Source organism: Mycolicibacterium neoaurum ATCC 25795 (assembly GCF_000691525.1).
In the GTDB taxonomy this organism is placed as follows: domain Bacteria; phylum Actinomycetota; class Actinomycetes; order Mycobacteriales; family Mycobacteriaceae; genus Mycobacterium; species Mycobacterium neoaurum.
The window spans coordinates 326,595-349,019 of record NZ_JMDW01000005.1 but is presented as its reverse complement, the minus strand read 5'-3'; the positions used below and the strand labels follow the sequence as shown (position 1 = coordinate 349,019).

The following is a 22,425-nucleotide window of genomic DNA, read 5'->3' as shown; positions in this document are numbered from 1 at the left end:
AATGTCCAAGCCACTCGATGGAATCCGGGTCCTCGAAGTCGCGATGTACGGTTTCGTGCCGTCGGCCGGCGCGGTGCTCGCAGAATGGGGCGCCGACGTCGTCAAGGTCGAGCACGCCGTCACCGGTGACCCCCAGCGCGGGTTGCGCCAGACCGGCCGATTGCGCGTCGACGGCGATCCGAATCCGAACATCGAGCACGCCAATCGGCTCAAACGCAGTGTCGGGCTGGATATGTCGGTCCCCGAGGGGCGGGAGGTACTGCTGGAACTGGCCAAGCGAGCCGATGTGTTCCTGACCAGTTTCCTGCCCGGCCATCGAGCCAAGTTCGGTATCGATGTCGAGGACATCCGTGCGGTAAACCCATCCATCATCTATGCGCGGGGCAGCGCGCTGGGTCCGCGCGGTGAGGAAGCAGGCAGGGGCGGGTACGACATGACGGCATTCTGGTGCCGGGCAGGCACCGCCGCGACGATCACCCCGCCGGGCACGCCGGGCATGATCGGTCCCCCCGGTCCGGCATACGGCGACACTATCTCCGGCACGAACCTGGCCGGCGGCGTTGCGGCGGCCCTGGTGAAGCGGGAGCGCACCGGAGAGCCGTCCGTCGTGGACGTCTCGCTGCTCGGAAGCGGACTGTGGTCGATGGGGCACACCGTCGCACTGACCAACCACCTCAACGAGCGCATGGAGGCGGTCCCACCGGGGACGCAGGGTTCGCCGTTCAACCCGCTCGTCGGGCTCTACCCGACCGCCGACGACCGCTACATCTCTTTCGTGATGATGCAACCGACGAAGTTCTGGGCCGATGTCTGTGAGCACATGGACCTCAAGGACCTGATCGACGACCCGCGCTTCGCCACGGCCGAATCGATCGCCGAGAACACCGCAGCGGCCAACGAGATACTCACCGCCGCCATGCAGAAGCGCACGCTGCCGGAATGGAGTGAGCGGTTCTCGACCCTGGCAGGGCCGTGGGCCCCCGTCCAGGACACCCTGCAAGCCGCCCAGGATGCACAGATCCGGGCCAATGAATACCTGGTCCAGGCAGGCGATCTCGAACTCGTCGCCAACCCGGTGCAATTCGATGTGACCGCTCCGGTGAGCGGTCCGGCTCCCGAATTCGCGGCGCAGACCGAGGAGATCCTGCTCGAAATGGGTCTCGACTGGGATCGCATCATCGAGCTGAAGACCGCAGGCGCCGTCACCTGACGGCTTCCCAGAGAGGTAGTCACACAGCCCATGCCCTACGTTTCGGCCATCGGCACCTACCTGCCGTGCTGGGGCACACCCTGGCAGCGGGTCGCCGGCGATGATGAGGACGCCATCACCATGGCGGTCGAGGCGGGGCGGGCCGCGCTCGAATCGGCCGCGGCCGTCGAGCGGGTGGTGGTGGTGAGCCGGAACCTGCCGCTGGTGGAGAGCAGCAACGCCGCAGTGCTGCTGGCCGGGCTCGGCCTGGACCCCGAGCTTGAGGTCGACGAAAGGCTCGGTGGCGCACCGGCCGCCGCCGACGCGGTGAGCTCGGCGCGACCACGGACGCTGATCATCGGCGTGGACCTCGACCCGGCCGGGGCTGCCGCCCTGGTGACGGGTGAACTCGGGCTGCGGGTCCGCACCGCCGCGCGGGTGGCCCGCAGTCTGCCGGTGCGTATTCGTACCGAAGCCGGTGACGTGCAGGACTACGGGGATCCGCGGCTGGTGCACGAGCGTGGGTTGATCGCCTCGTTGGAGGCGGCGTGGTTGGACACGCCGGTGGCAGTGGCCGGGGTGAGCCACGACCGTGCCCTCGAACTGTGCCTGCCCGGCCCGCCGCAGATGCCGACCGTGGGCGCCAGCGCCTGCTTCTTCGCGCTCGCCGGGATGGCCGAGGCGGGCCGGACCGGGGCGCTGGTCGCTGTCGAGCAGGCGATCCTGTCGGGCCTGACCGTGAGCGGTGGTGCGGCCGCCGTGCACCGGCGTGAAACGCACGCCCGCCCGGTGCCGACGTACACCTATGTGAAGGGCAGCGACATCCCGATCTCTTTGGCCGCCTATGAGCGAGCCTTCGAGGCGAAGGTGCGTTGGGAAGCTGGAACCTTCACCGGAAGCGACGAACTGGACTTCCCGCCGCGCTTCCGGGTCGCCAGGGACGGCACGTTGTCCACCGAGTACGCCTTGGTGCCGTTGCCGCGTACCGGAACCGTGTACACGGAGGTGACGGTGCATGTGCCCGTGCCTGGGCTGCGGACGCCCTATTCGCTGGTGATCGTCGAACTGGACGGCGTCGGGGTGCGGGCGCTGGCCAAGGTGACCGGCGTGGAGCCCGGCACCGTCGACATCGGTGCCCGCGGTCGGATGGCGCTGCGCCGCGTCGCGATGCGCTCCGGCGTGCCGGACTATGGCTACGCCTTTTCGCCGGACGAGGTCGCGGCATGAGTCACAGGTGGGCTCGGACAGACGATCGCGCGACGTGTGTGCGCGATTTCAGCAAACCTCGATGCCCATGTCCGGTGTCGTTCGAGCGAGTCCGCGGCGTCATCGGGGGCAGGTCGTGAGACGTGTCGCCGTTGTCGGTGCGGGGATGACCACCTTCGGAGAGCATTTTGCGCTCGGGCTCAAAGATCTACTGCCACTGGCCTTCGCCGACTGCGTACGCAGCATCGACAAGGGCCTGGACAAGTTCGACCTGCAGGCCGCCTGGTACGGCTCGATGGGCACCGCCGACGGGTTCCCGGCCGGGATACTTGCCGACACACTCGGATTGCCCGACCTTCCCGTCACCCGCATCGAGAACTCCTGCGCCACCGGCAACGACGCGGTACGGAACGCGTTATTTGCGGTGGCGTCAGGCGCTTTCGATGTCGCGCTGGTGATGGGTGCCGACAAACTTCGCGACACTACGTCGGCAGACATGCTGTGGGAATGGGAGGCGATGGCCAGGGACAAGGCCTGGGACTATCCGCTCGGGCTGGTCGCCCCGGCCGGGTTCGCCCTGCATGTGCGCCGGTACCTCCACGAGTCGCCGGCCACCCGTGAGCACCTGGCGATGATCGCGGTCAAGAATCACCGGCACGGCCTGGACAACCCCAAGGCTCGCTTACGTTTTGAGATCACCATGGAACAGGCGCTGGCAGCGCCCGTGGTGGTGACACCGTTTCACGTGTACGACTGTGCCCCGCAGAGCGATGGAGCCGCTGCCCTGGTGATCGCGGCCGAGGATGTGGTGGAACGTTACACAGACCGGCCGGTGTGGATTCGCGGCGTCGGATTGGGTCTGGATTCGGTGATGCATCAACACAAGGCCGATCTGACGACCTTCCCGGCGACGGTCCGTGCAGCCAAACAAGCCTTCGCCATGGCAAATATGACACCGGCCGATATTCACGTCGCCGAAGTCCACGATTTCTTCACGGGGATCGAGTTGATCAGCTATGAAGATCTAGGCTTCGCCGACCGGTTTGACGCGTACAAGCTCGCGGAGGCAGAAGTCACCAGCGTCGGGGGAGCGCTACCGGTGAATCCCAGCGGGGGCCTGAAGGCCAAGGGGCATCCGCCAGGTGCCACCGGTGTAGCGCAATGTGTCGAGCTGTTCGGACAGTTGCGCGGCGAGGCGGCCAACCAGGTGGACGGCGCCCGAGTCGCATTGGCGCACAACGTCGGCGGCCCGACAGCAGTGGCAGCGGTGACGATCCTGGAAGGACCTGGTGGGCATGGCAGGTAAAGGTCCGGACCGGTGGTCCCCGGGTGTATCCATCGCGCGCAATGCCTCGGGACCGATGCAGGCTGTCGGCGGGCTCTTCGCGATGAGCGCCGATGCCGTCAAATACCTCTTTCAGCGGCCGTTCTTCTGGCGGGAGTTCCTGGAGCAGGCCTGGTTCGTCGCGCGGGTGTCGCTGGGGCCCACGCTGTTGGTGGCGATCCCCTTCACGGTGCTGGTTTCCTTCACCCTGAACATCCTGCTGCGTGAGCTGGGTGCGGCCGATCTGTCCGGTGCCGGTGCGGCATTCGGCGCAGTCACCCAGGTGGGCCCGATGGTGACGGTGCTCATCGTGGCCGGGGCAGGTGCCACCGCCATGTGTGCCGATCTCGGATCACGCACGATCCGCGAGGAGATCGACGCCATGGAGGTGCTGGGCATCAACCCGGTGCAGCGCCTGGTCACCCCGCGCATGCTTGCCGCCGGTCTGGTCGCCCTGTTGCTCAACAGCCTGGTCGTCATCATCGGGATCCTCGGGGGATACCTGTTCTCGGTGTTCGTCCAGGATGTCAATCCGGGTGCTTTCGCCGCGGGTATCACACTGCTGACCGGACTCCCAGAGGTCATCATCTCCTGCATCAAGGCGGGATTGTTCGGCTTGATCGCCGGGTTGATCGCCTGCTATCGGGGTCTGACGATCTCGGGAGGTGGCGCCAAAGCGGTGGGCAATGCGGTCAACGAGACCGTCGTCTACGCGTTCATGGCTCTGTTCGTGGTCAACGTGGTGGTCACCGCGATCGGCATCCAGATGACGGACAAGTGATCTGATGGGCAATCTCGCGGTCATCAAATCGACCTATCCACGGTTGGCGCGCAGCGTTCAACGGCCCATTCGCACCCTCGCCACGGTGGGCGACCACACGCTCTTCTACGGCCGGGCCATCTCGGGAATACCGCTGGCCGCCATGCGCTATCGCCGCGAAGTCATCCGGCTGATCGCCGAGATCTCGATGGGCGCCGGAGCGCTCGCCATGATCGGTGGGACGCTGGTGATCGTCGGTTTCCTCACGCTGGCCACCGGCGGGACGCTTGCGGTGCAGGGCTATTCGAGTTTGGGCAATATCGGTATCGAGGCGCTGACCGGCTTCTTGTCGGCATTCATCAACGTGCGTATTGCCGCACCGGTGATCGCGGGGATCGGCCTGGCCGCCACCTTCGGAGCCGGGGTGACCGCACAGCTGGGCGCCATGCGCATCAACGAGGAGATCGATGCGTTGGAAGTGATGGCCATCCGGCCTGTCGAGTATCTCGTCTCGACGCGCATCATCGCAGGCATGATCGCGATCACCCCGCTGTACTCCATCGCGGTCGTGCTGTCCTTCCTGGCGAGCCAGTTCACCACGACCGTGTTGTTCGGGCAGTCGGGTGGTCTCTACTCCCACTACTTCAATACATTTCTCAACCCCATCGATCTGCTGTGGTCTTTCCTGCAGGCGATTCTGATGGCGCTGGCAGTCCTGTTCATTCACACATATTTCGGATTCTTCGCCAGGGGCGGGCCCTCTGGGGTCGGGGCGGCCGTGGGGGATGCGGTGCGTACCTCATTGGTCGTGGTCGTCTCGGTGACACTGCTGGTGTCGCTGGCCATCTACGGCTCCAACGGCAACTTCAATCTGTCGGGGTAGGGGCACCGTGACGAAGACAGAAAGAGTGCGTGTGCTGGCCGGACTGGGCATGGTCCTGGCGCTGGTGCTGATCGTCGGGTTGTCGGTCGGTCTCTTCCGTGGCAGCTTCACCAAGACCGTTCCGTTGACCATCATCTCGCAGCGTGCCGGCTTGGTGATGAACCCGGATGCGAAAGTGAAGATGCGTGGCGTGCAGGTGGGCACGGTGGCTGCCATCGAGAGCAGGCCGGACGGGATGGCAGTCCTGCATCTGGCCATGGATCCCGCACAGCTCGAACGGATTCCGGCCAATGTCAAGGTCGATATCGCGGCATCCACGGTTTTCGGAGCCAAGTTCGTCCAGCTACAGGCTCCCGCCGACCCGTCCCCGGAGCCGGTGCAGGCCGGGGCCACATTGCAGGGTGACACCGTCACCGTCGAGATCAACACGGTGTTCCAGCAGTTGACCCAGTTGTTGGACTCGATCGACCCACTCAAGGTCAACGAGACCCTCGGTGCGATCTCGGATGCGTTCAATGGGCGTGGGGAGCAGTTCGGTCGCACGCTCTCGGACTTCAACAGTTTCCTGGCCAAGATCGAACCGAGCCTGGACAATCTGTCGACGATCACCAGGCAGTTGCCACCGGTATTGACCGCCTACGCGGACGGTGCGCAGGACGTGATCACCGCTGTCGACAACACCAGCAGGCTGAGCAACAGCATCGTCGAAGAGCAGAACAACCTGGATGCCTTCCTGGTCAGCGCTACCGGGTTGGCCGATGTCGGTATCGAAGTGGTGGGCGGGAACCGGCAGGCACTGCGCGATCTGGCCCACATCCTGCTACCGACCACCACACTGTTGGACAAGTACCACGAGGACTTGGGTTGCGCGGTCGGCGGTCTGGTCCCGTTCTCGAAGTCACCTCCGTTCCTCGTCCCGGGTCTGCATCTGTCCGCGAGTCTCGTCTTGGGGACGGAACGGTACCGCTACCCGCAAGATCTCCCTCGGGTGGCCGCCAAGGCGGACCGGTCCTATTGCAAGGAGTTCGGGCTGCCCGACGTGCCGCCGGAGTTTCGGGTGCCCGCTTTGGTCGCCGATACCGGATCCAACCCCTATCAGTATGGCAATCAAGGCATTCTGCTCAATTCCGACGGGCTCAAACAGATGTTGTTCGGCCCGCTCGGTGGGCCACCCCGAAACAGTGCGCAGATCGGGATGCCAGGATGACGGGATCACGTGGAGTCATCGTCAAGTTCGGCATCTTCGCACTCGTGATGGTGCTGCTGACCGGTGCACTGTTCGCAGTGTTCTCCGAGGTGCGTACAGGTTCCACCCACGGATACTCGGCCGTGTTCACCGACGCGTCACGACTCAAGGCAGGCGACAGCGTGCGTGTTGCCGGTATTCGCGTGGGCACCGTCGACGGCGTGTCGTTGCAGTCCGACGGCACGGTGCTGGTCGAGTTCGATGCCGACCGATCGGTCGTGCTGACCACCGGCACCAAAGCGGCTGTCCGATACCTGAATCTGGTCGGCGACCGCTACCTGGAACTGCTCGACGGGCCGGGGTCGACCGAGGTGCAGCAGGCGGGAGCACAGATCCCGGTGGAGCGCACCGCGCCGGCGCTGGATCTGGACCTGCTGCTGGGCGGGCTCAAACCGGTGATCCAAGGTCTGAACCCGAAGGATGTGAACGCGCTGACGGCGTCGCTGATCCAGATCATGCAAGGCCAGGGCGGGACCATCGAGTCGTTGCTGTCGAAAACCTCGTCGTTCAGCACCGAACTGGCCGACAACAGCCGGGTGGTCGAATCGCTGATCGACGAATTGCGGACCGTACTTGCCACTTTGGCCAAGGACGGTGACCGATTCTCCGGCGCCGTCGACCGCATCCAGCGTCTGGTGGGCAGTCTGAACGACGATCGCGATCCGATCGCCACTGCGATCGAGGCGCTCGACAATGGCACCGCATCGCTGGCCGACTTCCTCGGGAACGCTCGTCAACCCCTCGCAGGCACCATTGCTCAGGTGAATCGATTGGCCACCAACATCGACGCCGGTAAGGAGTCCCTCGACACCGCCCTGCAGAAGGCTCCGGAAAACTACCGCAAGGCGATTCGACTGGGTGCCTACGGCGGCTTCATCCAGTACTACATCTGCGGTGTGTCATTCCGCGCCAGCGATTTGCAGGGGCGGACGGTGGTCTTCCCGTGGATCAAACAGGAGGAGGGCAGATGCACGGATACGCCATGACTCACTGCGAACCGCGCCCTGGAAGGAGGGTCGACCCTCGATGCTGAAGTATCGCGGAGGTCATCTGGTCCGGACCGGAATCATGGGCGTCGTCCTGATGGTGCTCGTCATCGCGGTCGGCCTGCAGCCCGAACGTCTCTCGGAATGGGCCAATTCGGTCCGCTACCAGGCCCGGTTCGCCGAAGCAGGCGGACTCAGTGTCGGAAACGACGTCACATTGGCCGGCATCAAGGTCGGATCGGTGTCCGATATCAGTCTGGACAACGGTGACGCGCTGGTGCTGTTCACCCTGGAGGGAAAATACGGACTTGGGTCGGAGACCGAGGCTCACATCCGCACCGGGACACTTCTGGGTGAGCGGGTTCTGGCGCTGGAGCCGGCAGGCAGCGGCCGGATGGGTGCGCTGGACGAGATCCCGCTGACACGAACCTCTTCGCCGTATTCGCTCACCGATGCTGTCGGCGAGTTGACCACCAACACCGCGGGCACCGACACCGAGTCACTGAACCAGTCCCTGGACACCCTCGCGCAGACCGTCGACCAGATCGCGCCGCAGCTCGGTCCCACCTTCGATGGCCTGAGCCGGTTGTCGCGTTCGCTGAACAGTCGCAACGAGAGTCTCGGCGACCTGCTGAAGAGTGCCGGCGATGTCACCGGGGTGCTGTCGCAGCGCAGCGAACAGATCAACACCCTGATTCTCAATGCCAACGATCTGGTTGGGGTGCTCAACGACCGCCGCGAGGCGATTGTGAGCCTGCTGGCCAACACTTCCGAGGTATCCCGGGCGCTGTCGGGGGTGGTGGCCGACAACGAAGCACAGTTGAAACCCGCACTGGATCGTCTGAACTCCGTCAGTGCCGTTCTTGAGAAGAACCGCGAGAACATCGCCAAGGCGCTGCCGGGCCTGGCGAAATACGAGCTGACACAGGGGGAGGCCGTGTCGAACGGTTTCTATTACAGCGCATACATCCCGAACATCGTTTTCGGCCAACTGTTGCAGCCGTTCCTCGACTACGCCTTCGGGTTCCGGCGTGGGGTCAATGCCGGGCAGCCGCCGGACAGTGCCGGTCCGCGGGCCGAACTACCGTTTCCCGTCAACGGGATTCCTCAACCGGGTGACCTGCCGCCACGTTCCTTCCCGCCGCCGGTCATCCCGCCGTTACCCGGAGAGGCGCCACGATGAGGACACGCGCCAAATTACTGACTGTCGTCGTCGCGGTGGCTGTCGTAGTCGCCGGCGGTGTCCTGGTCCGCCAGCTGCTTTTCAAGCCGACCACGATCACCGCGTACTTTCCGACCGCGACGGCCATCTATCCTGGCGACGAGGTGCGGGTATCCGGCGTCAAGGTCGGCTCCATCAAGGCGATCGACCCCGAGGGTCAGCAGACGAAAATGACCCTGGCGATCGACCCGGGAGTATCGGTTCCGGCGCAGGCCAAGGCGATCATCGTGGCGCCGAACCTCGTCGCGGCTCGCTTCGTCCAACTCACACCGCCATTCCGGGATGGGGATTCCGATGCCATGACAGACGGGGCGGTCATCCCACGGGAACGCACCGCGATTCCTGTGGAGTGGGACCAGGTGAAGACGCAATTGGAGCGGTTGGCAACGGAACTGGGACCGCAGAGCGGTGTCGACGGCACATCGGTGTCGCGGTTCATCGACAGCGCCGCCAACGCCATGGACGGTAACGGCGCCAAACTGCGCGAGACGCTGTCCCAGCTCTCCGGGGTCGCCCGGGTGATGGCGAACGGCAGCGGCGATATCGTCGACACCATCAAGAACCTCCATGTGTTCGTCGATGCCATCCGCGGCAGCAGTGAGCAGATCGTCATGTTCGAGAACCGGTTGGCGACGTTGACCAGCGTGGTCAACGACAGCAGGTCCAGCCTGGACAGCATGCTCAACGATCTGTCGGTGGCCATCGACGATGTGCAGCGGTTCGTGTCAGGCAGCCGCAATGAGACCACCGAACAGGTGACTCGCCTTTCCAACGTCATGCAGAATCTCGTGGACAGCCGGATGGCGATCGAGAACATCCTGCACATCACGCCGACCGCGATCGCGAACACGCTCAACATCCGCAACGTGTCGACCGGAACTCCGGTGGGAGCATTCGCTTTCACGAACTTCAGCAATCCCGTTCAGGCGGTTTGCGGCATGGTCGGTGCTGTCGAGAATGCCACCGCCCCGGAGACCGCGAAACTGTGCGAGCAGTACTTCGGACCCGCGCTGCGTCTGCTGAACTTCAACGGGTTCCCGTTCCCGATCAATCCCTATCTGACCAAATCGGCAAGGCCGGACAGGTTGATCTACTCGGATATGCGGCTCGCACCCAATGGTGGGGGCATCCCCAGGCCGCCGGAGCCGCCTCCGACGGTCTCCGCCTACACCGGCGCGGGGGACGTTCCGCCGCCACCGGGCTGGAATGCACCGCAGGCACCGGACCGCGGGGCCTACGTGCCCAACGGGCTGCCCGCCACTCCGCACGCGGCATTGTTTCCCGATGCGCCCCAGCCCAGCCCGACGACCTTCGACGGCATGCTGCTGCCTGGCTACGGCGCTCCTCCGCCGGGACCGGCTCCCGATGCCCCGCTGCTGCCTGCAGAAGGGACACCCCCAGCATGATCGGCACGGGGTGCATACGTGCGTCGGTGCTGGCCGCCATGGTGGCGCTGGCAGGCACCGGGTGTGCCTTCCACGGGGTGAATTCGCTTCCGCTACCCGGTGTCCAGGGCAACAGCGCCGACGCTCAACAGTTCACCGTGCAAGTGGTCAACGTGGGTACGTTGGAGTCGAATTCGCCGGTGCTGATCGATGATGCGGTGGTGGGAAGTGTCGGCGACATGACGGTCCGTGATTGGCATGCCGACGTCAGGATCCGTGTCAATCCCGGTGTTGTCGTCCCGGCCAATTCTGTTGCCACCGTGGGTCAGACGAGTCTGCTGGGATCGATGCATCTGGCACTCGGGCCGCCGGTGGGCGAGAGCCCGTCGGGTCAGCTGCCGTCCGGCTCCACCATCCCGCTGGCGGACACGTCGACATACCCGTCCACAGAACAGACGTTGACATCACTGTCGACCTTGGTCAACGGCGGCGGTCTCGGTCAGGTGGGCGACATCATCCACAACTTCAGCACCGCAATGTCCGGACGGGAGAGCGAGATTCGCGATCTGCTGATCCGGCTCGACAGGTTCGTCGGCGTACTCGATACCCAGCGTGCCGATATCGTGGCTTCCATCCAGCAGTTGAACTCGGTGGCCGGTACGTTTGCCGCGCAGAACGAGAAGATCGACCGCGCCCTCAAGGACATCCCGCCGGCTCTGGACGTGTTGATCGACAGCCGCCCCAGATTCACCGCTGCGCTCGACCGGTTGGGTCAGTTCAGTGACACCGCAACAGGTCTGGTCAACGATGCCGGTAAGGAGCTGGTTTCGGACCTGGCCAACCTGGAGCCGGCTTTGCGTTCACTGGCCGACATCGGGCCGGATATCGTCGGCGGACTGGTGTACGGCTCGGCTTTCCCCTATGGTCCCAATTTGATCGATCGCGCCGTCAAGGGTGACTACCTCAACCTGTACGCCGTCTTCGATCTGACCTACCCTCGACTCAAGCGGTCCTTGTTGCTGGGTACCCGGTGGGGGGATGAGGACGCGAAACTCATTCCCGCGCCGGGTGACCCGTGGTACTTCAATTATTCTTACGATCCATTGTCGGCACCGCTTGCGCCGCCCCCGGCGGCCCCGCCCGCCGGAGAGCCCGCGCAGGCCGGTACGCTCCCTGCGCCAGGCCCGATCCTGCCGGTCTCACCGCCGCCGCAGAGTCCTCAGAATGCCGCTCCGGCGCCTGCGGCACCCATCTTCGCCGGGCCGTATGTGCCCGCAGGTTCCCAGGGGGGTGGTGGGTAGATGCTGACTCGCTTCGTCAAGACGCAGCTGGTCATCTTCACCGTGGCATCCGTCGTCGGTGTCGCGGTGATGGTGTTCGGGTACATGCAGTTGCCGACGCTGCTCGGAGTTGGCCGGCTGACCGTCAGCCTGGATCTGCCGGCGACCGGCGGCCTGTACCGGTTCTCCAATGTCACCTACAACGGCGTGCAGGTCGGCCGGGTCACCGGGGTAGAGCTGACCGATACCGGGGCGCGCGCGACGCTGTCGCTGGACCGGTCACCGCGCATTCCGGTCGATCTCACCGCGCACGTGCTCAGTGTCTCGGCGGTCGGCGAGCAGTACGTCGATCTTCGCCCGAACACCGGATCGGGTCCGTACTTGGAGAACGGCGCGGTGATCGCGGCGGATGACACCACCATTCCGCAGGAGGTCGGGCCGATGCTCGACCGGATGAGTGCGCTGGTGCAGTCGATACCCAAGGATCGACTCAACGATCTGTTGGGTGAGACGTATCAGGCCTTTGACGGTGCGGGTTACGACTTTCAGTCGCTGGTCGACTCGGCGGGGAAACTGACCCGGGATGCCGACAGCGTCTCCGGGGAGATGGGCTCACTGATCGACAACGGTGTACCGCTGTTGGACACCCAGGTGCAGACCACCGATGCCATCCGCACCTGGTCGCGCAGCCTGGCCGGGATCACCGATCAGGTGGTCGCCAACGATCCGCAGATCCGCACCGTGTTGCAGCGAGGTCCGGGGTTCGCGCAGGAAGTGTCGGGGTTGCTCACCGATATCAAGCCGACGCTGCCGGTGCTGCTGGCCAATATGACGACGATCGGTCAGATCCTGTTGACCTACAACCCGGCGGTGGAACAGTTGCTTGTGCTGCTGCCCAATTACATTGCGTCACAGCAGTCCTTCGGTCTGCCGAAGAACAATGCAACGGGTCTACCGATGGGCGATTTCACGCTGACCGTCGGTGACCCGAATCCCTGCACGGTGGGCTTTCTACCTCCGTCGCAGTGGCGCTCGCCGGCCGACACGACCACCATCGACACCCCGGACAACCTCTATTGCAAGCTGCCGCAGGATTCACCCGTCTCGGTACGCGGGGCACGCAACATTCCCTGCATGGAGCATCCGGGCAAGCGGGCGCCAACCGTGGAACTGTGCAACGACCCGCGTGGTTTTGTGCCGATGGCGTTGCGCCAGCACATCACCGGCCCGGCGCCGTTCGATCCCAATCTGATTGCCCAGGGCATCCCGCCGGATGACCGGACGACCTTCGAGGAGCAGATCCACGCGCCGATCGAGGGCACTGCGTTGCCACCCGGAGCGGTGCCGTCCGGCGCACCGCCGGGTGGCCCGGCAGGACCGCCCCCGCCACCGGTGTTCGCACCCCAGGATCCTGCCCCCGTTCCGTCGCAGCCCTACATTCCGCCGCCGCCGGCCGGTAACTCGGTCAACGGTGTGCCCGTCCCTCCCGTGGTCCCGTCCGCCGGTGCATTGCCGGTGGCGCCCAGCGGCACCGCCGGAAACGGGCCCTCGGTCGCGGTGGTCCCGTACGACCCGAACACGGGCAAGTACATGACCCCGGACGGCCGATATGAGCAGCAGACCAATCTCATTGCCGGAGGTGCTCCGAAGTCGTGGCAGGATCTGATGCCGACCTGATGGCGAGACGCCATCAGACGGGAACAACCGCGGTCGCGGAGCCGGGGTTGCTCGGCATGCCGTGGTGCCGCGCCAGGACCTCAGACCCTGTCGAGACGAAGTGGCATCTCGATCACCGTGGGCGTGTTACGCCCGCAGGCACCGCCGGGGCCCTCGGTCCGGTCGAAGCCTGCCAGGAGTTGCAGGTTGTCGATATCGATCTGGCCGCTACCGTCGACACCGTTGAACCGGAAACTCTGATAACCGGGCGCAGTGCTGCCATCCGGGCACCGCAGCCAGTTCGGGTGCTGGAGTCTGACGAGCCACCGATTGACCCGATACTCGGCCGGGACCGTCCAGCCTTTGTCGCTGCTGACCGTGCCACTGCAGGTTTGTGCATCGGTGCAACTGGTGGCGAAGGTCCACATCGAAACCTGAACCGCCTCGTCCATGTAGACCTCGTTCGTCTTGGCCCACTCGCCGTTGGAGATGACCCGGTAGGTGCCGTTGAGTGCGATGTCGAGGTCGGCGTTGGCGGTCGGTACGGCAGCCAACCCGGCGACGGTGCCGACCGCGATGGCGGCGACCCCTGCCGCGATGGTCCGTCCGCGCATGGCGACTCCTCACACTCATCAGGTTCTCTTGGGGTCCAGCGTAATACCGGGGTAGAGCGACCCTCGCCATTTATGAGAACTTTGTTACCGCGATATGTAAAGGTGAGCATCATGGGTGTCCTCAGGATTCTGGTGGCCGCGGCATCCGCTGTGACTGCGATGATTTCAGCTCCAGTGGCGGGCGCCGACCCGAATCCGCCGGGACCGCCGTCCGTCGAACCACCCATGTTGCACGACTGCAACGAACCCGCGTGCACACCCGGTATCGCACCCAATATCGTCCTTGGTTCCTATTGCAGCAACACCACCTATTACGCGTTCGGGGTGACGTCGTGGGGGAGGCTGGTGTTCTGCGGTTCGCCGCGCCGCTACGAGCCGCGATGGTTCCGGGCAACCGAGATGCACGGGGTCAAGGCCGAGGGAGCGCAGTGCCCGAGCCTCGACGGCGAGATGGCGCAGTCACCCGAAGGCCTGTTCCTCACCTGCGTGACGAAGAACGGTTTCAGCCGCTGGCTGCGCGGGGACGTCTCGGCCTCTGATCCCATCCCACGATGACCCCGCCGAAGAGGACGACCATGAAGACTGCACTGCTGTCCATCGCGCTCATACCCGCCGCCGTGGCTCTGTCGGCGCCTCCCGCGGCCGCGGAGATGCAGCTCGGCAACTACGAAGTGTGGAGTAACCGTTGGACCGACGCCTCCTGGATATGGGCCGTCTACCCATGCGAGGACCACGATCAATACGACACGCCCACCCCGGATTGCGCACTGGTACAGGCCATTCCCCGCCCGAAGTTCGGCGCGTACTACGGCGGCGAGGCGCATCTGGTGGACGGCCGCTGGTCCTATACGACCGACGTCCCCGACGGACTCCGTTGCCCTGGCCATGTCATGCCCACCAAGGACACCTACAGTTGGGATACGGTCACGCTGGCGGGCACTGTCGAATCGCGATTCGACGTCGGCTGTTTCAACGGTCCTCCCGGAATGAATGTCTGGACGTTCGCCCTGGTCCGTCTCTAGACCGGGTCGAATGCCGAGATCAGCCAGGAGTTGTCGCGTTTCTCCAGTACGGCCTTCACCGCGCTTGCCGAGTACGAACCATCGGGACTGTCCTTGCTCGTCGTCGTCTGGTTGAGGAACAGCAGCACCTCGGCGCGGTCTGGTTCGATGTCGATGATGGCCTTGCGAACGACCGCGGCCGATGTCTGAACCTGTTTCTCGCGGGCGGCAGGAGCGACGATCTCATCGGTGAATTGGGTGTAATAGGCGAGGAAATCACCGGTGAGGCGGCCCTTGGCGTTAGCAAAGTCCGCGTCGAGCGTTGCCGGTGAGTAGGACAGTAACGCCACTGCTCCGTCGGAGGCGGCCGTCAGTACCGCTTGTCTGGCGGTGTCATCGACTTGTTGATCGGCCCGGTAATCGGTGAAATAGAGCCACGCTGCCACCCCGGCCGAAGCCAGCACCAGCACAACGAGCAGTGCGGGAGCCAGCAATCGCTGCACCATCGGATTTCGGTCTCGTGGCATCACGGTGCGAACTCGACTCTCGACATCTTGATCTGATCACCGTCACGGGTCAGGTTCACCGTCAGACGCCAGGTGCGTGGCTCCTGTTCGGCGCCTGAGGTATTGGTGACCTTCGAAGTGGCCGTGACCAGGACGACAGCATCGTTCTCGGTCATCGACTCGACGGCCGCGGCGGTGGCGGTGGCCTCGGTGATCACCTTGGAATCCTTTGCCACGGTTGCGAAATCTTTTGCCTGGCCTTCGAATTGCTTGCGAAAGTCCCCGGTGGAATTGTCGATGATGCGCTGGACATCGTCATCGACACTGGTGAAGTCCAGCGACATCAGGGTGACGACGCTCTGCTTTGCCGCGGCGGCATACTCCTCGGCCTGCCGCTGTTCGGCCTGGACACCACGGTGATGGATGACCATCAGCACGCTGAGGGCGACGAGTGCACCGGCGCTGAGCATCGCGATGGCGGCAGCGGCCCAGCGAAGCGCCCGACCGCCGCCGCCGGTCGGCCGCGCCGGTACACCCGGTGGCGCAGCGCTTGAGTCGATATCGCCGGATTCGGACTCTGCGGGTTCTGCGGACTCTTCGGAGTCCCCGTCGGAGGCTTCACTCCTGAGCCGGATTTCTTCGGCGCGCGCACGAGCGGCCTCGGCGGTGGCTTCCGCCGCGGCGGCCTCGGCCTCGGCGAGTGCCAGCGCCGCATCCGGATCGGTTGGAGTCTCGGGCTCCGATTCCTGGGCGCCGGTGGTCGAATCGTCAGGACTCGCCGGGGTATCGGCTTTACGGAAACGCACCGGACCTCCTGTCTCTCAGGGCAACAACCATCGATTGCTCACGCTACCCGAGTACCGGCCCGAGCCGATGTCGCTACCAGGTGCGCAATGAACAGAGTGCGCCCTTCGGCCCGGCATCGGTGGCGACCACGACGTCATCGACCCGCAACTCGCACACGAATCCGGGTTCCGGCAACGCAGGGGCGTGCGGGGGCGTCGTGGCGATGACCATCGCCCATTGCTGCGGGTCGGCCAACGTCGCCTCCAGCACCCACGGCTTTCCGGGGCCCAGCTCGGCCTCGGCTTTCGGGCTGAACAGGTATGGGTTGTGGCTGTAATCCGCCCAGCTGGGGGGTTGGGTGTCGCGGTAGTAGATGACGGCTTGCATCGACTCGCTCGCACCCACGGTGTATTTCACATGGTGCAGAACAGGTTCGGCGGCCGCCGGAGGCGCACCGGCCAGACCGGAGACCGCCGCGAGGACCGCGATATGCACCACGACGGACTTCACAGTCTTCCTCCACGGTTCGGCGTGTGGGGCCGAGCATAGATTGCCGGCGCTGCCCGGCAAGGGAAATCGGCAATCTGCGCCGTACTCCCGATGCGAATGCTGTTCTCCACTTTCGAAGGTCGCCGACAGATACTCGCTCGTGAGCGTCGACGCGCCGGCTGTCGGTCGAGTGTCAGCTCAGCGGGGTGTAGTTGATGTTCAGCTCGGTGAGGCCCCGCAGCACGAATGTCGGCTCATAGTTGAAGTTCTGGTCACCGATCGGCCCGTGCTTCTCCGGATCGACGGTGATATCGCCCATCCGGTCCAGGATCCGCTCGATGGACACCCGGCCCTCGACGCGGGCCAACGGTCCGCCGGGGCAGGAGTGCACACCGCGCCCGAACGCCATGTGCTCACGAACGTTCTTCCGGTCCAGTCGCAACTCGTGCGGATTCTCGAAACGGTTCGGATCCCGGTTGACCGCACCCGGCAACACCATCACCGGTGAACCGGCCGGAATGCGAACTCCTGCCACCTCGGTTGTCTTGCGCGCCAGTCGGAAGTCGCATTTGACCGGGCTCTCCAGCCGCAGGGATTCCTCGATGAAGGTTGGGATGAGGCTGCGGTCGTCGCGCAGTTTCTGTTGCACTTCCGGGTTCTCGGCAAGCACCCGCATCGCGGCGCTGAGCAGTTTGGTGGTGGTCTCCTGACCCGCGGCGAACAGGAAGGTCGCCGAGCGCACCACCTCGATGACCGGTGGTACCGAATCATCCGGGTAGAGCGCGGTGGCCAACGAGGTCAGCACGTCTTCACGTGGATCCGCGCGGCGATCCTCGAGGTAGGTGATGAACTTGTCATCGAGGAACTGGAGCGGATTCTCGTCGACCACCTCCTGCTCGAGCGAGCCGACCCGGGCCCCGGGGCGATCGGCGCCGAGCTTGGTGCGGAACTGCTTGTGGTCCTCCTCCGGGACGCCGAGTAGATCGGCGATCACCAACAGCGAAAAGGGCTTTGCGTACTCGGCGAGGAATTCGCACCTACCGTTGTCGAGGAATTCGTCGAGCTGGACATCGGCCAGCTTCCACATGAAGTCCTCGTTCTCTTTGAGTCGGCGCGGGGTCAGCAGCCGATTCAGCAGGGAGCGGGCCTTGGTGTGGTCAGGCGGATCCATGGTGACCATGTGCTCGAACATCGGCAGCAGATGCCGATGCGCCTCGAGCTGCTCGGAGATGTCGTCCCCTTCGGGGGTGAAGGGCAGCGGCGGGAACGGTCCACCGAGGGCGACCGCGTTGGAGAACGCGTCGGTGTTCTTGTACACCGCGACCGCCTCCTCGTAACCGGTGACCGCATAGCAACCCCACGGCGGGACCTGCAGCACCGGATTCTGTTCGCGCAGATAGTCGAAATAGGGGTACGGATTGGGCACCAGCGACTGGTCTGTCAGAAAATCCAGCGTCGCGTATTCGCTCATGATGGGGTTATTCTCCCGGGCTGTGGGGTAGGAGGCGGATCTTCGCCGAAAACTGCTGTGCACCTGCTTAGCATGAGGGTAGAGTCGTGGTCAAGATCACAATCGGCGGATCGTTACGATTCGCTGGTAGTGCGGACCCGCAGATGACGGTGAGGTGACATGGCCACAGCGCGCAGGATCGGTGCGCCGGACGCCAAGAACCGCGGTGTCTTGCTCGACGCCGCCGAGGTGCTGATGATCGAGGAGAGCTACGCAGCAGTGACCTCGCGCCGCGTCGCGGAGCGGGCCGGCCTCAAACCGCAGCTGGTGCATTACTACTTCCGCACCATGGACGAGTTGTTCCTCGCGGTGTTCCGCCGCCGCGCCGAACAGGGCCTGGTGGTGTTGGAGGCGGCGTTGAAATCGGCGCAGCCGCTGCGTGCCATCTGGTTGTTCAGCACCGATCCCGCGTCGACGCGGCTCACCATGGAGTTCATGGGGCTGGCCAACCATCGCAAGGAGCTGCGAGCCGAAATCGCTTATTACGCCGAGCGTTTCCGCGAGGATCAGCGCGTGGCGCTGGCCGCCGCGCTGGAACGCTACGGAGTGGACCCCGGCGACGTTCCGCCGGTGGTGTGGGCCGTGATCGGCACCAGCCTGTCCTGGGCGCTGGTCATGGAGCAGGCCATGGGCATGTCGGCCGGACACGCTGAGACCCTGGAGTTCGTCGAGCGGTGGCTGGTTGAACTCGAAGGGGAGGCGCTGCCGCTTGAGCAGATCTTCGGTGATCTTGCCGGCAGCGGTTTCGAGGCCGCATCGGGCAAGCTCGGCGGCAACGCCGCGACATAGATCGGCGTTGCCTACTATGGCGCCTTCCTCATGACCTTGTCGGCGGCCGCCCAGTGCGCATCGGACACCCAGAGCCGCGCGAAGGCAGCCACCGCCTCGGTGGTGGTCGCGCCGTTGATGACGCGTTTGATCTCACCTGCCGGACCGCGGGCGAGCAGGCGCGCGGTCTCCCGCCAGGAGGCGTCGAAATCCGCGCGCGGCACCACCTCGTCGATCAGCCCGACCTGTTGGGCTGCCGAGGCATCCAGGATCCGGCCGGTGCCGGCCAGCAGTAGGGCGCGGTGGGGTCCCACGAGCCTGCCGAGGCGTTCGGCGCCGCCCCAGGCGGGCATGATCGCCAGCGAGATCTGATTGAATCCGATCTTGATGTCAGCAGCGGCGATGCGAATGTCGGCCGCCACCGCCACCTCCGCCCCTCCGCCCAGCGCGTGTCCGTTCAACGCCGCGACGACGGGTCCGGAGAATCCGGCGATGCGATCGCAGATGGTGCGCATCCGCCACGCCATCTCGGCGGCTTCGGCCTCGGTCCGCAGCGCCGCGAGCTCCTTCAGGTCGCCCCCGGACACGAATGCCTTCTCGCCCCCGCCGGTGATGACCAGGGCTGCGGCGCCGGCAGCCCCGTCGAGCGCCTTTCCGAGCTCGTCCATCGTGTCCAGCGAGATGGCGTTGCGGGCGTGGGGGCGATCGATCGTGATGACCGCCAACTCATCCTCGATATCGAGGTCAACCATCTACCATTCTCCGTAATTGATATTGGCATTCTCGTCTGCTGAGAATACCATCACCATGGTGCGTCACATTCCCGCCGAGTTGACCGAACGCTACGTCGAACAGGGCTGGTGGCGTCCGGAAACGCTCGGCCAGATGCTTGCCGAAGGCCTTGCTGCGCACCCGGATGTCGGCTTCTGCGTGCACTCTGATGTGCGGCCCTACCGGGGCACGTTCGGCGACGTCGAGCTGCAGGCTCGGCGACTGGCTGCCGGACTGCGCGACCGCGGCGTGGGACCGGGTGACGTCATCGCGATGCAGCTGCCGAACTGGATGGAAGCCGCCGCCGCATTCTGGGCATCGGCCCTGCTCGGCACGGTGACGGTGCCGATCGTGCACTTCTACGGGCGCAAGGAACTCGCCCACATCATCGGCACCGCGCGGCCCAAGGTGTTCCTGTCCGCAGAGCGGTTCGGTCGGATGGCCTTCCAGCCGGATCTGTGCACCGACATCCCGGTGGTCGGGCTCGTGGGACAGGCCGGCTTCGACGATCTCCTCTCCGACGAACCCCTGGCGGAGGCGTTGCCCGCCGATCCGGGGGCGCCGGCCCTGATCGCCTTCACCTCCGGCACCACCAAACAACCCAAGGGTGTCGTCCACAGTCACCAGACGCTGGCATTCGAGACCCGCCAGTTACTCGCCAACTACCCGCCCGACCGCGGTAGGCAGCTCACCGCCACCCCGGTCGGGCATTTCATCGGGATGGTCGGCGCGTTCCTCATCCCGGTGATCGAGGGTGCGCCGATCGACCTCTGCGACGTCTGGGATCCGGGCAAGGTGCTGGATCTGATCGAACGAGACGGGCTGTCCATCGGAGGCGGTCCGCCGTACTTCGTGACCAGCCTGATGGATCATCCACGCTTCGGTGAGCAGCATCTGGCCAAGTTCACCACCGTCGGACTGGGTGGCTCCACGGTGCCGTCGGCGGTCACCCGACGGCTGGCGGATCTGGGTCTGTTCGTGTTCCGCGCATACGGCAGCACCGAGCATCCCTCGATCACCGGGTCCAGACCGACGGCCCCGGAGGACAAGCGGTTGTTCACCGACGGCAATGTCCGCACCGGTGTCGAGATCAGGCTCGCACCGGACGGGGAGATCTTCAGCCGCGGGCCCGACCTGTGCCTGGGTTATACCGACGACGAGTTGACGGCAGCCGCCTTCGACGAGGACGGCTGGTATCGGACCGGTGATATCGGGGTGCTCGATGCCGATGGCTATCTGACCATCACCGACCGGACCGCCGACCTGATCATCCGTGGTGGCGAGAACATCAGCGCGCTCGAAGTCGAGGAGACGCTGTTGGCGATGCCTGCCGTGGTGGAGGCGGTGGTGGTGGCGGCGCCGGACGACCGGCTCGGCGAACGGGTCGCCGCCGTACTGCGGATCAGGGACGGTGCGTCCATGCCGGCCCTGACCGAGGTGCGTGCGCATTTCGAGCGGGCCGGGGTGGCTCGGCAGAAATGGCCAGAGGAACTGCATGAGGTGCCCCCAGACATGGATCTGCCACGCACCGCCAGCGGGAAGGTGCAGAAGTTCCGGGTCCGCCAGGAGCTCGCCGCCGCACGCCCCGAGGGCATTGCGGCGATCAAACAATGAGAATATGGTTCTCATGAACTGGAAGGGAGAATTTCATGGGGCAGCTGTCGCACAAGGTCGACATTCCATTTCCGCTCTTCGACGCGGACAACCATCTGTATGAGCCGCCGGAGGCGATGACCAAGTACCTCCCCAAGGAGTACAAGGACATCGTTCAGTACGTCGAGGTCAACGGACGTACCAAGATCGCGATCAAGGGGCAGATCTCCAACTACATCCCGAATCCCACCTTCTCGGTCGTGGCGAAACCGGGTGCGTGGGAGGAGTACTTCAAGTACGGCAACCCCGACGGTAAGAGCAAGCGGGAGCTGTTCGGTGAGCCGATGAAGGCCATCCCCGCCTTCTTCGAGCCGGAACCCCGGATCAAGGTGATGGACGAACTGGGCGTCGATCGCAGCCTGATGTTCCCCACCCTGGCCAGCCTGATCGAGGAACGGCTCTCCGACGACCCGGTGGCCATCCACGTCATCGTGCATGCTTTGAACGAATGGCTGCACGAAGTGTGGGGATTCAATTATCAGGGCCGCATTTTCACCACCCCGGTGATCACATTGCCCATCGTGGAGAAGGCGATCGAGGAACTCGAATGGGCTGTGGCGCGGGGTGCCCGGGCCATCCTGATCCGTCCGGCGCCGGTACCGGGTTTCCGTGGGCCGCGTTCGTTCGCGCTGCCCGAGTTCGATCCGTTCTGGGAACGGTGCGTCGCACACGACATCTTCGTCGGCATGCACTCCTCGGATTCCGGCTACTCGCGCTACACCTCTGAGTGGGACGGTGTCGCGCAGGAGATGCTGCCGTTCCAGACCAACGCGATGAACATCCTCAACGAGTGGCGCCCGATTCAGGATGCGGTGGCGTCGTGGGTGATCCACGGAGCGCTGTTCCGCCATCCCAAGCTCAAGGTGGGCATCGTCGAGGCCGGTTCCAAATGGATGTTCCCGCTGCTGGATTCCATGACCGAGGTCTACAAGAAGGCACCGGAGGCGTTCCTGGGCAATCCGATGGAGGAGATCAAGAACCGGATCTACGTCAGCCCGTTCTATGAGGAAGGCATCGACGACCTGATCAACCTGATCGGCGTCGACCAGGTGCTCTATGGTTCGGACTGGCCGCACCCCGAGGGCCTTGCCGAACCCACGCACTACGTGACGGCGCTGGACCATCTGTCGGTGGAGGATCAGGCAAAGATCATGGGTGGCAATCTGGGTCGCCTCATCACCACATAGTCT

At 64.7% G+C, this 22,425-nt stretch carries 22 protein-coding genes; 16 read left to right on the top strand and 6 right to left on the bottom strand.

The window, feature by feature from the left end:
• Position 1: 1 nt before the first annotated feature.
• The 11 genes from IC40_RS0105935 (at position 2) to IC40_RS0105885 (ending at position 13,158) form a co-directional block, all read left to right on the top strand.
• Complete coding sequence (locus tag IC40_RS0105935) at positions 2 to 1,210, top strand: CaiB/BaiF CoA transferase family protein (RefSeq protein ID WP_030133824.1); 1,209 nt, start codon at positions 2 to 4, stop codon at positions 1,208 to 1,210.
• A gap of 30 nt (positions 1,211 to 1,240) precedes the next feature.
• The gene (locus IC40_RS0105930; protein ID WP_030133823.1) at positions 1,241 to 2,416 is read left to right on the top strand and encodes a Zn-ribbon domain-containing OB-fold protein; all 1,176 of its coding nucleotides are present in this window, start codon (positions 1,241 to 1,243) and stop codon (positions 2,414 to 2,416) included.
• Between the two features lie 115 nt (positions 2,417 to 2,531).
• The gene (locus IC40_RS0105925; RefSeq protein ID WP_030133822.1) at positions 2,532 to 3,701 is read left to right on the top strand and encodes a thiolase C-terminal domain-containing protein; all 1,170 of its coding nucleotides are present in this window, start codon (positions 2,532 to 2,534) and stop codon (positions 3,699 to 3,701) included.
• On the top strand, positions 3,691 to 4,500 hold the full coding sequence (locus IC40_RS0105920) for an MlaE family ABC transporter permease (protein ID WP_030133821.1): 810 nt from the start codon (positions 3,691 to 3,693) through the stop codon (positions 4,498 to 4,500). The genes IC40_RS0105925 and IC40_RS0105920 overlap by 11 nt, the downstream gene beginning before the upstream one ends.
• 4 nt (positions 4,501 to 4,504) lie before the next feature.
• Positions 4,505 to 5,362: an MlaE family ABC transporter permease gene (locus IC40_RS0105915; protein ID WP_030133820.1), complete on the top strand. Its 858-nt coding sequence runs from the start codon at positions 4,505 to 4,507 to the stop codon at positions 5,360 to 5,362.
• A 49-nt stretch (positions 5,363 to 5,411) separates the two neighbouring features.
• On the top strand, positions 5,412 to 6,569 hold the full coding sequence (locus IC40_RS0105910; protein WP_042510040.1) for an MCE family protein: 1,158 nt from the start codon (positions 5,412 to 5,414) through the stop codon (positions 6,567 to 6,569).
• Positions 6,566 to 7,594 (top strand): MCE family protein, encoded by a 1,029-nt coding sequence (locus IC40_RS0105905; protein ID WP_030133818.1) that lies wholly within the window; start codon positions 6,566 to 6,568, stop codon positions 7,592 to 7,594. Before IC40_RS0105910 ends, IC40_RS0105905 begins: the two co-directional genes overlap by 4 nt.
• A 40-nt stretch (positions 7,595 to 7,634) precedes the next feature.
• Positions 7,635 to 8,777, top strand: coding sequence for an MCE family protein (locus IC40_RS0105900; RefSeq protein ID WP_042510020.1), 1,143 nt, complete (start codon positions 7,635 to 7,637; stop codon positions 8,775 to 8,777).
• Positions 8,774 to 10,222 carry an MCE family protein gene (locus IC40_RS0105895; protein ID WP_030133816.1) on the top strand — a complete coding sequence of 483 codons (1,449 nt, stop codon included), beginning with the start codon at positions 8,774 to 8,776 and terminating at the stop codon, positions 10,220 to 10,222. The genes IC40_RS0105900 and IC40_RS0105895 overlap by 4 nt, the downstream gene beginning before the upstream one ends.
• Entirely contained in the window at positions 10,219 to 11,502 is a 1,284-nt protein-coding gene (locus IC40_RS0105890) for an MCE family protein (RefSeq protein WP_030133815.1), read from the top strand. The genes IC40_RS0105895 and IC40_RS0105890 overlap by 4 nt, the downstream gene beginning before the upstream one ends.
• Entirely contained in the window at positions 11,503 to 13,158 is a 1,656-nt protein-coding gene (locus IC40_RS0105885) for an MCE family protein (RefSeq protein ID WP_030133814.1), read from the top strand.
• 80 nt (positions 13,159 to 13,238) lie between these two features.
• Here IC40_RS0105885 and IC40_RS0105880 read toward each other — a convergent pair whose 3' ends face one another.
• On the bottom strand, positions 13,239 to 13,751 hold the full coding sequence (locus IC40_RS0105880) for an Rv2253/PknI dimerization domain-containing protein (RefSeq protein WP_030133813.1): 513 nt from the start codon (positions 13,749 to 13,751) through the stop codon (positions 13,239 to 13,241).
• A gap of 111 nt (positions 13,752 to 13,862) precedes the next feature.
• On the opposite strand from IC40_RS0105880, the gene IC40_RS0105875 reads away from it, so the two are divergent.
• Together IC40_RS0105875 and IC40_RS0105870 are read left to right on the top strand one after the other, a co-directional pair.
• Complete coding sequence (locus tag IC40_RS0105875; RefSeq protein ID WP_030133812.1) at positions 13,863 to 14,306, top strand: hypothetical protein; 444 nt, start codon at positions 13,863 to 13,865, stop codon at positions 14,304 to 14,306.
• Between the two features lie 20 nt (positions 14,307 to 14,326).
• Positions 14,327 to 14,773, top strand: a complete 447-nt coding sequence (locus IC40_RS0105870; protein WP_030133811.1) for a hypothetical protein — start codon at positions 14,327 to 14,329, stop codon at positions 14,771 to 14,773.
• On the opposite strand, the gene IC40_RS0105865 is transcribed toward IC40_RS0105870, so the two are convergent.
• The 4 genes from IC40_RS0105865 to IC40_RS0105850 all read right to left on the bottom strand — a co-directional run bounded on the left by IC40_RS0105865 (position 14,770) and on the right by IC40_RS0105850 (position 18,004).
• Positions 14,770 to 15,258, bottom strand: a complete 489-nt coding sequence (locus IC40_RS0105865) for a hypothetical protein (RefSeq protein WP_036461243.1) — start codon at positions 15,256 to 15,258, stop codon at positions 14,770 to 14,772. The two genes, IC40_RS0105870 and IC40_RS0105865, sit on opposite strands and share 4 nt — an antisense overlap.
• A 20-nt stretch (positions 15,259 to 15,278) precedes the next feature.
• Complete coding sequence (locus IC40_RS0105860; protein WP_030133809.1) at positions 15,279 to 16,064, bottom strand: Rv1363c family protein; 786 nt, start codon at positions 16,062 to 16,064, stop codon at positions 15,279 to 15,281.
• 73 nt (positions 16,065 to 16,137) lie between these two features.
• Positions 16,138 to 16,554, bottom strand: coding sequence for an Rv2576c family protein (locus IC40_RS0105855; protein WP_051644276.1), 417 nt, complete (start codon positions 16,552 to 16,554; stop codon positions 16,138 to 16,140).
• 172 nt (positions 16,555 to 16,726) lie between these two features.
• Positions 16,727 to 18,004, bottom strand: a complete 1,278-nt coding sequence (locus IC40_RS0105850) for a cytochrome P450 (RefSeq protein WP_030133807.1) — start codon at positions 18,002 to 18,004, stop codon at positions 16,727 to 16,729.
• 159 nt (positions 18,005 to 18,163) lie between these two features.
• Between IC40_RS0105850 and IC40_RS0105845 the strand changes: the two genes are divergently transcribed.
• The gene (locus IC40_RS0105845; RefSeq protein WP_081843328.1) at positions 18,164 to 18,832 is read left to right on the top strand and encodes a TetR/AcrR family transcriptional regulator; all 669 of its coding nucleotides are present in this window, start codon (positions 18,164 to 18,166) and stop codon (positions 18,830 to 18,832) included.
• A 14-nt stretch (positions 18,833 to 18,846) separates the two neighbouring features.
• Here IC40_RS0105845 and IC40_RS0105840 read toward each other — a convergent pair whose 3' ends face one another.
• Entirely contained in the window at positions 18,847 to 19,563 is a 717-nt protein-coding gene (locus IC40_RS0105840; RefSeq protein WP_030133805.1) for an enoyl-CoA hydratase/isomerase family protein, read from the bottom strand.
• A gap of 58 nt (positions 19,564 to 19,621) precedes the next feature.
• Between IC40_RS0105840 and IC40_RS0105835 the strand changes: the two genes are divergently transcribed.
• Positions 19,622 to 21,196 (top strand): AMP-binding protein, encoded by a 1,575-nt coding sequence (locus IC40_RS0105835; protein WP_030133804.1) that lies wholly within the window; start codon positions 19,622 to 19,624, stop codon positions 21,194 to 21,196.
• A gap of 35 nt (positions 21,197 to 21,231) precedes the next feature.
• Positions 21,232 to 22,422 carry an amidohydrolase family protein gene (locus IC40_RS0105830; protein ID WP_030133803.1) on the top strand — a complete coding sequence of 397 codons (1,191 nt, stop codon included), beginning with the start codon at positions 21,232 to 21,234 and terminating at the stop codon, positions 22,420 to 22,422.
• The last annotated feature ends 3 nt before the right edge of the window (positions 22,423 to 22,425 follow it).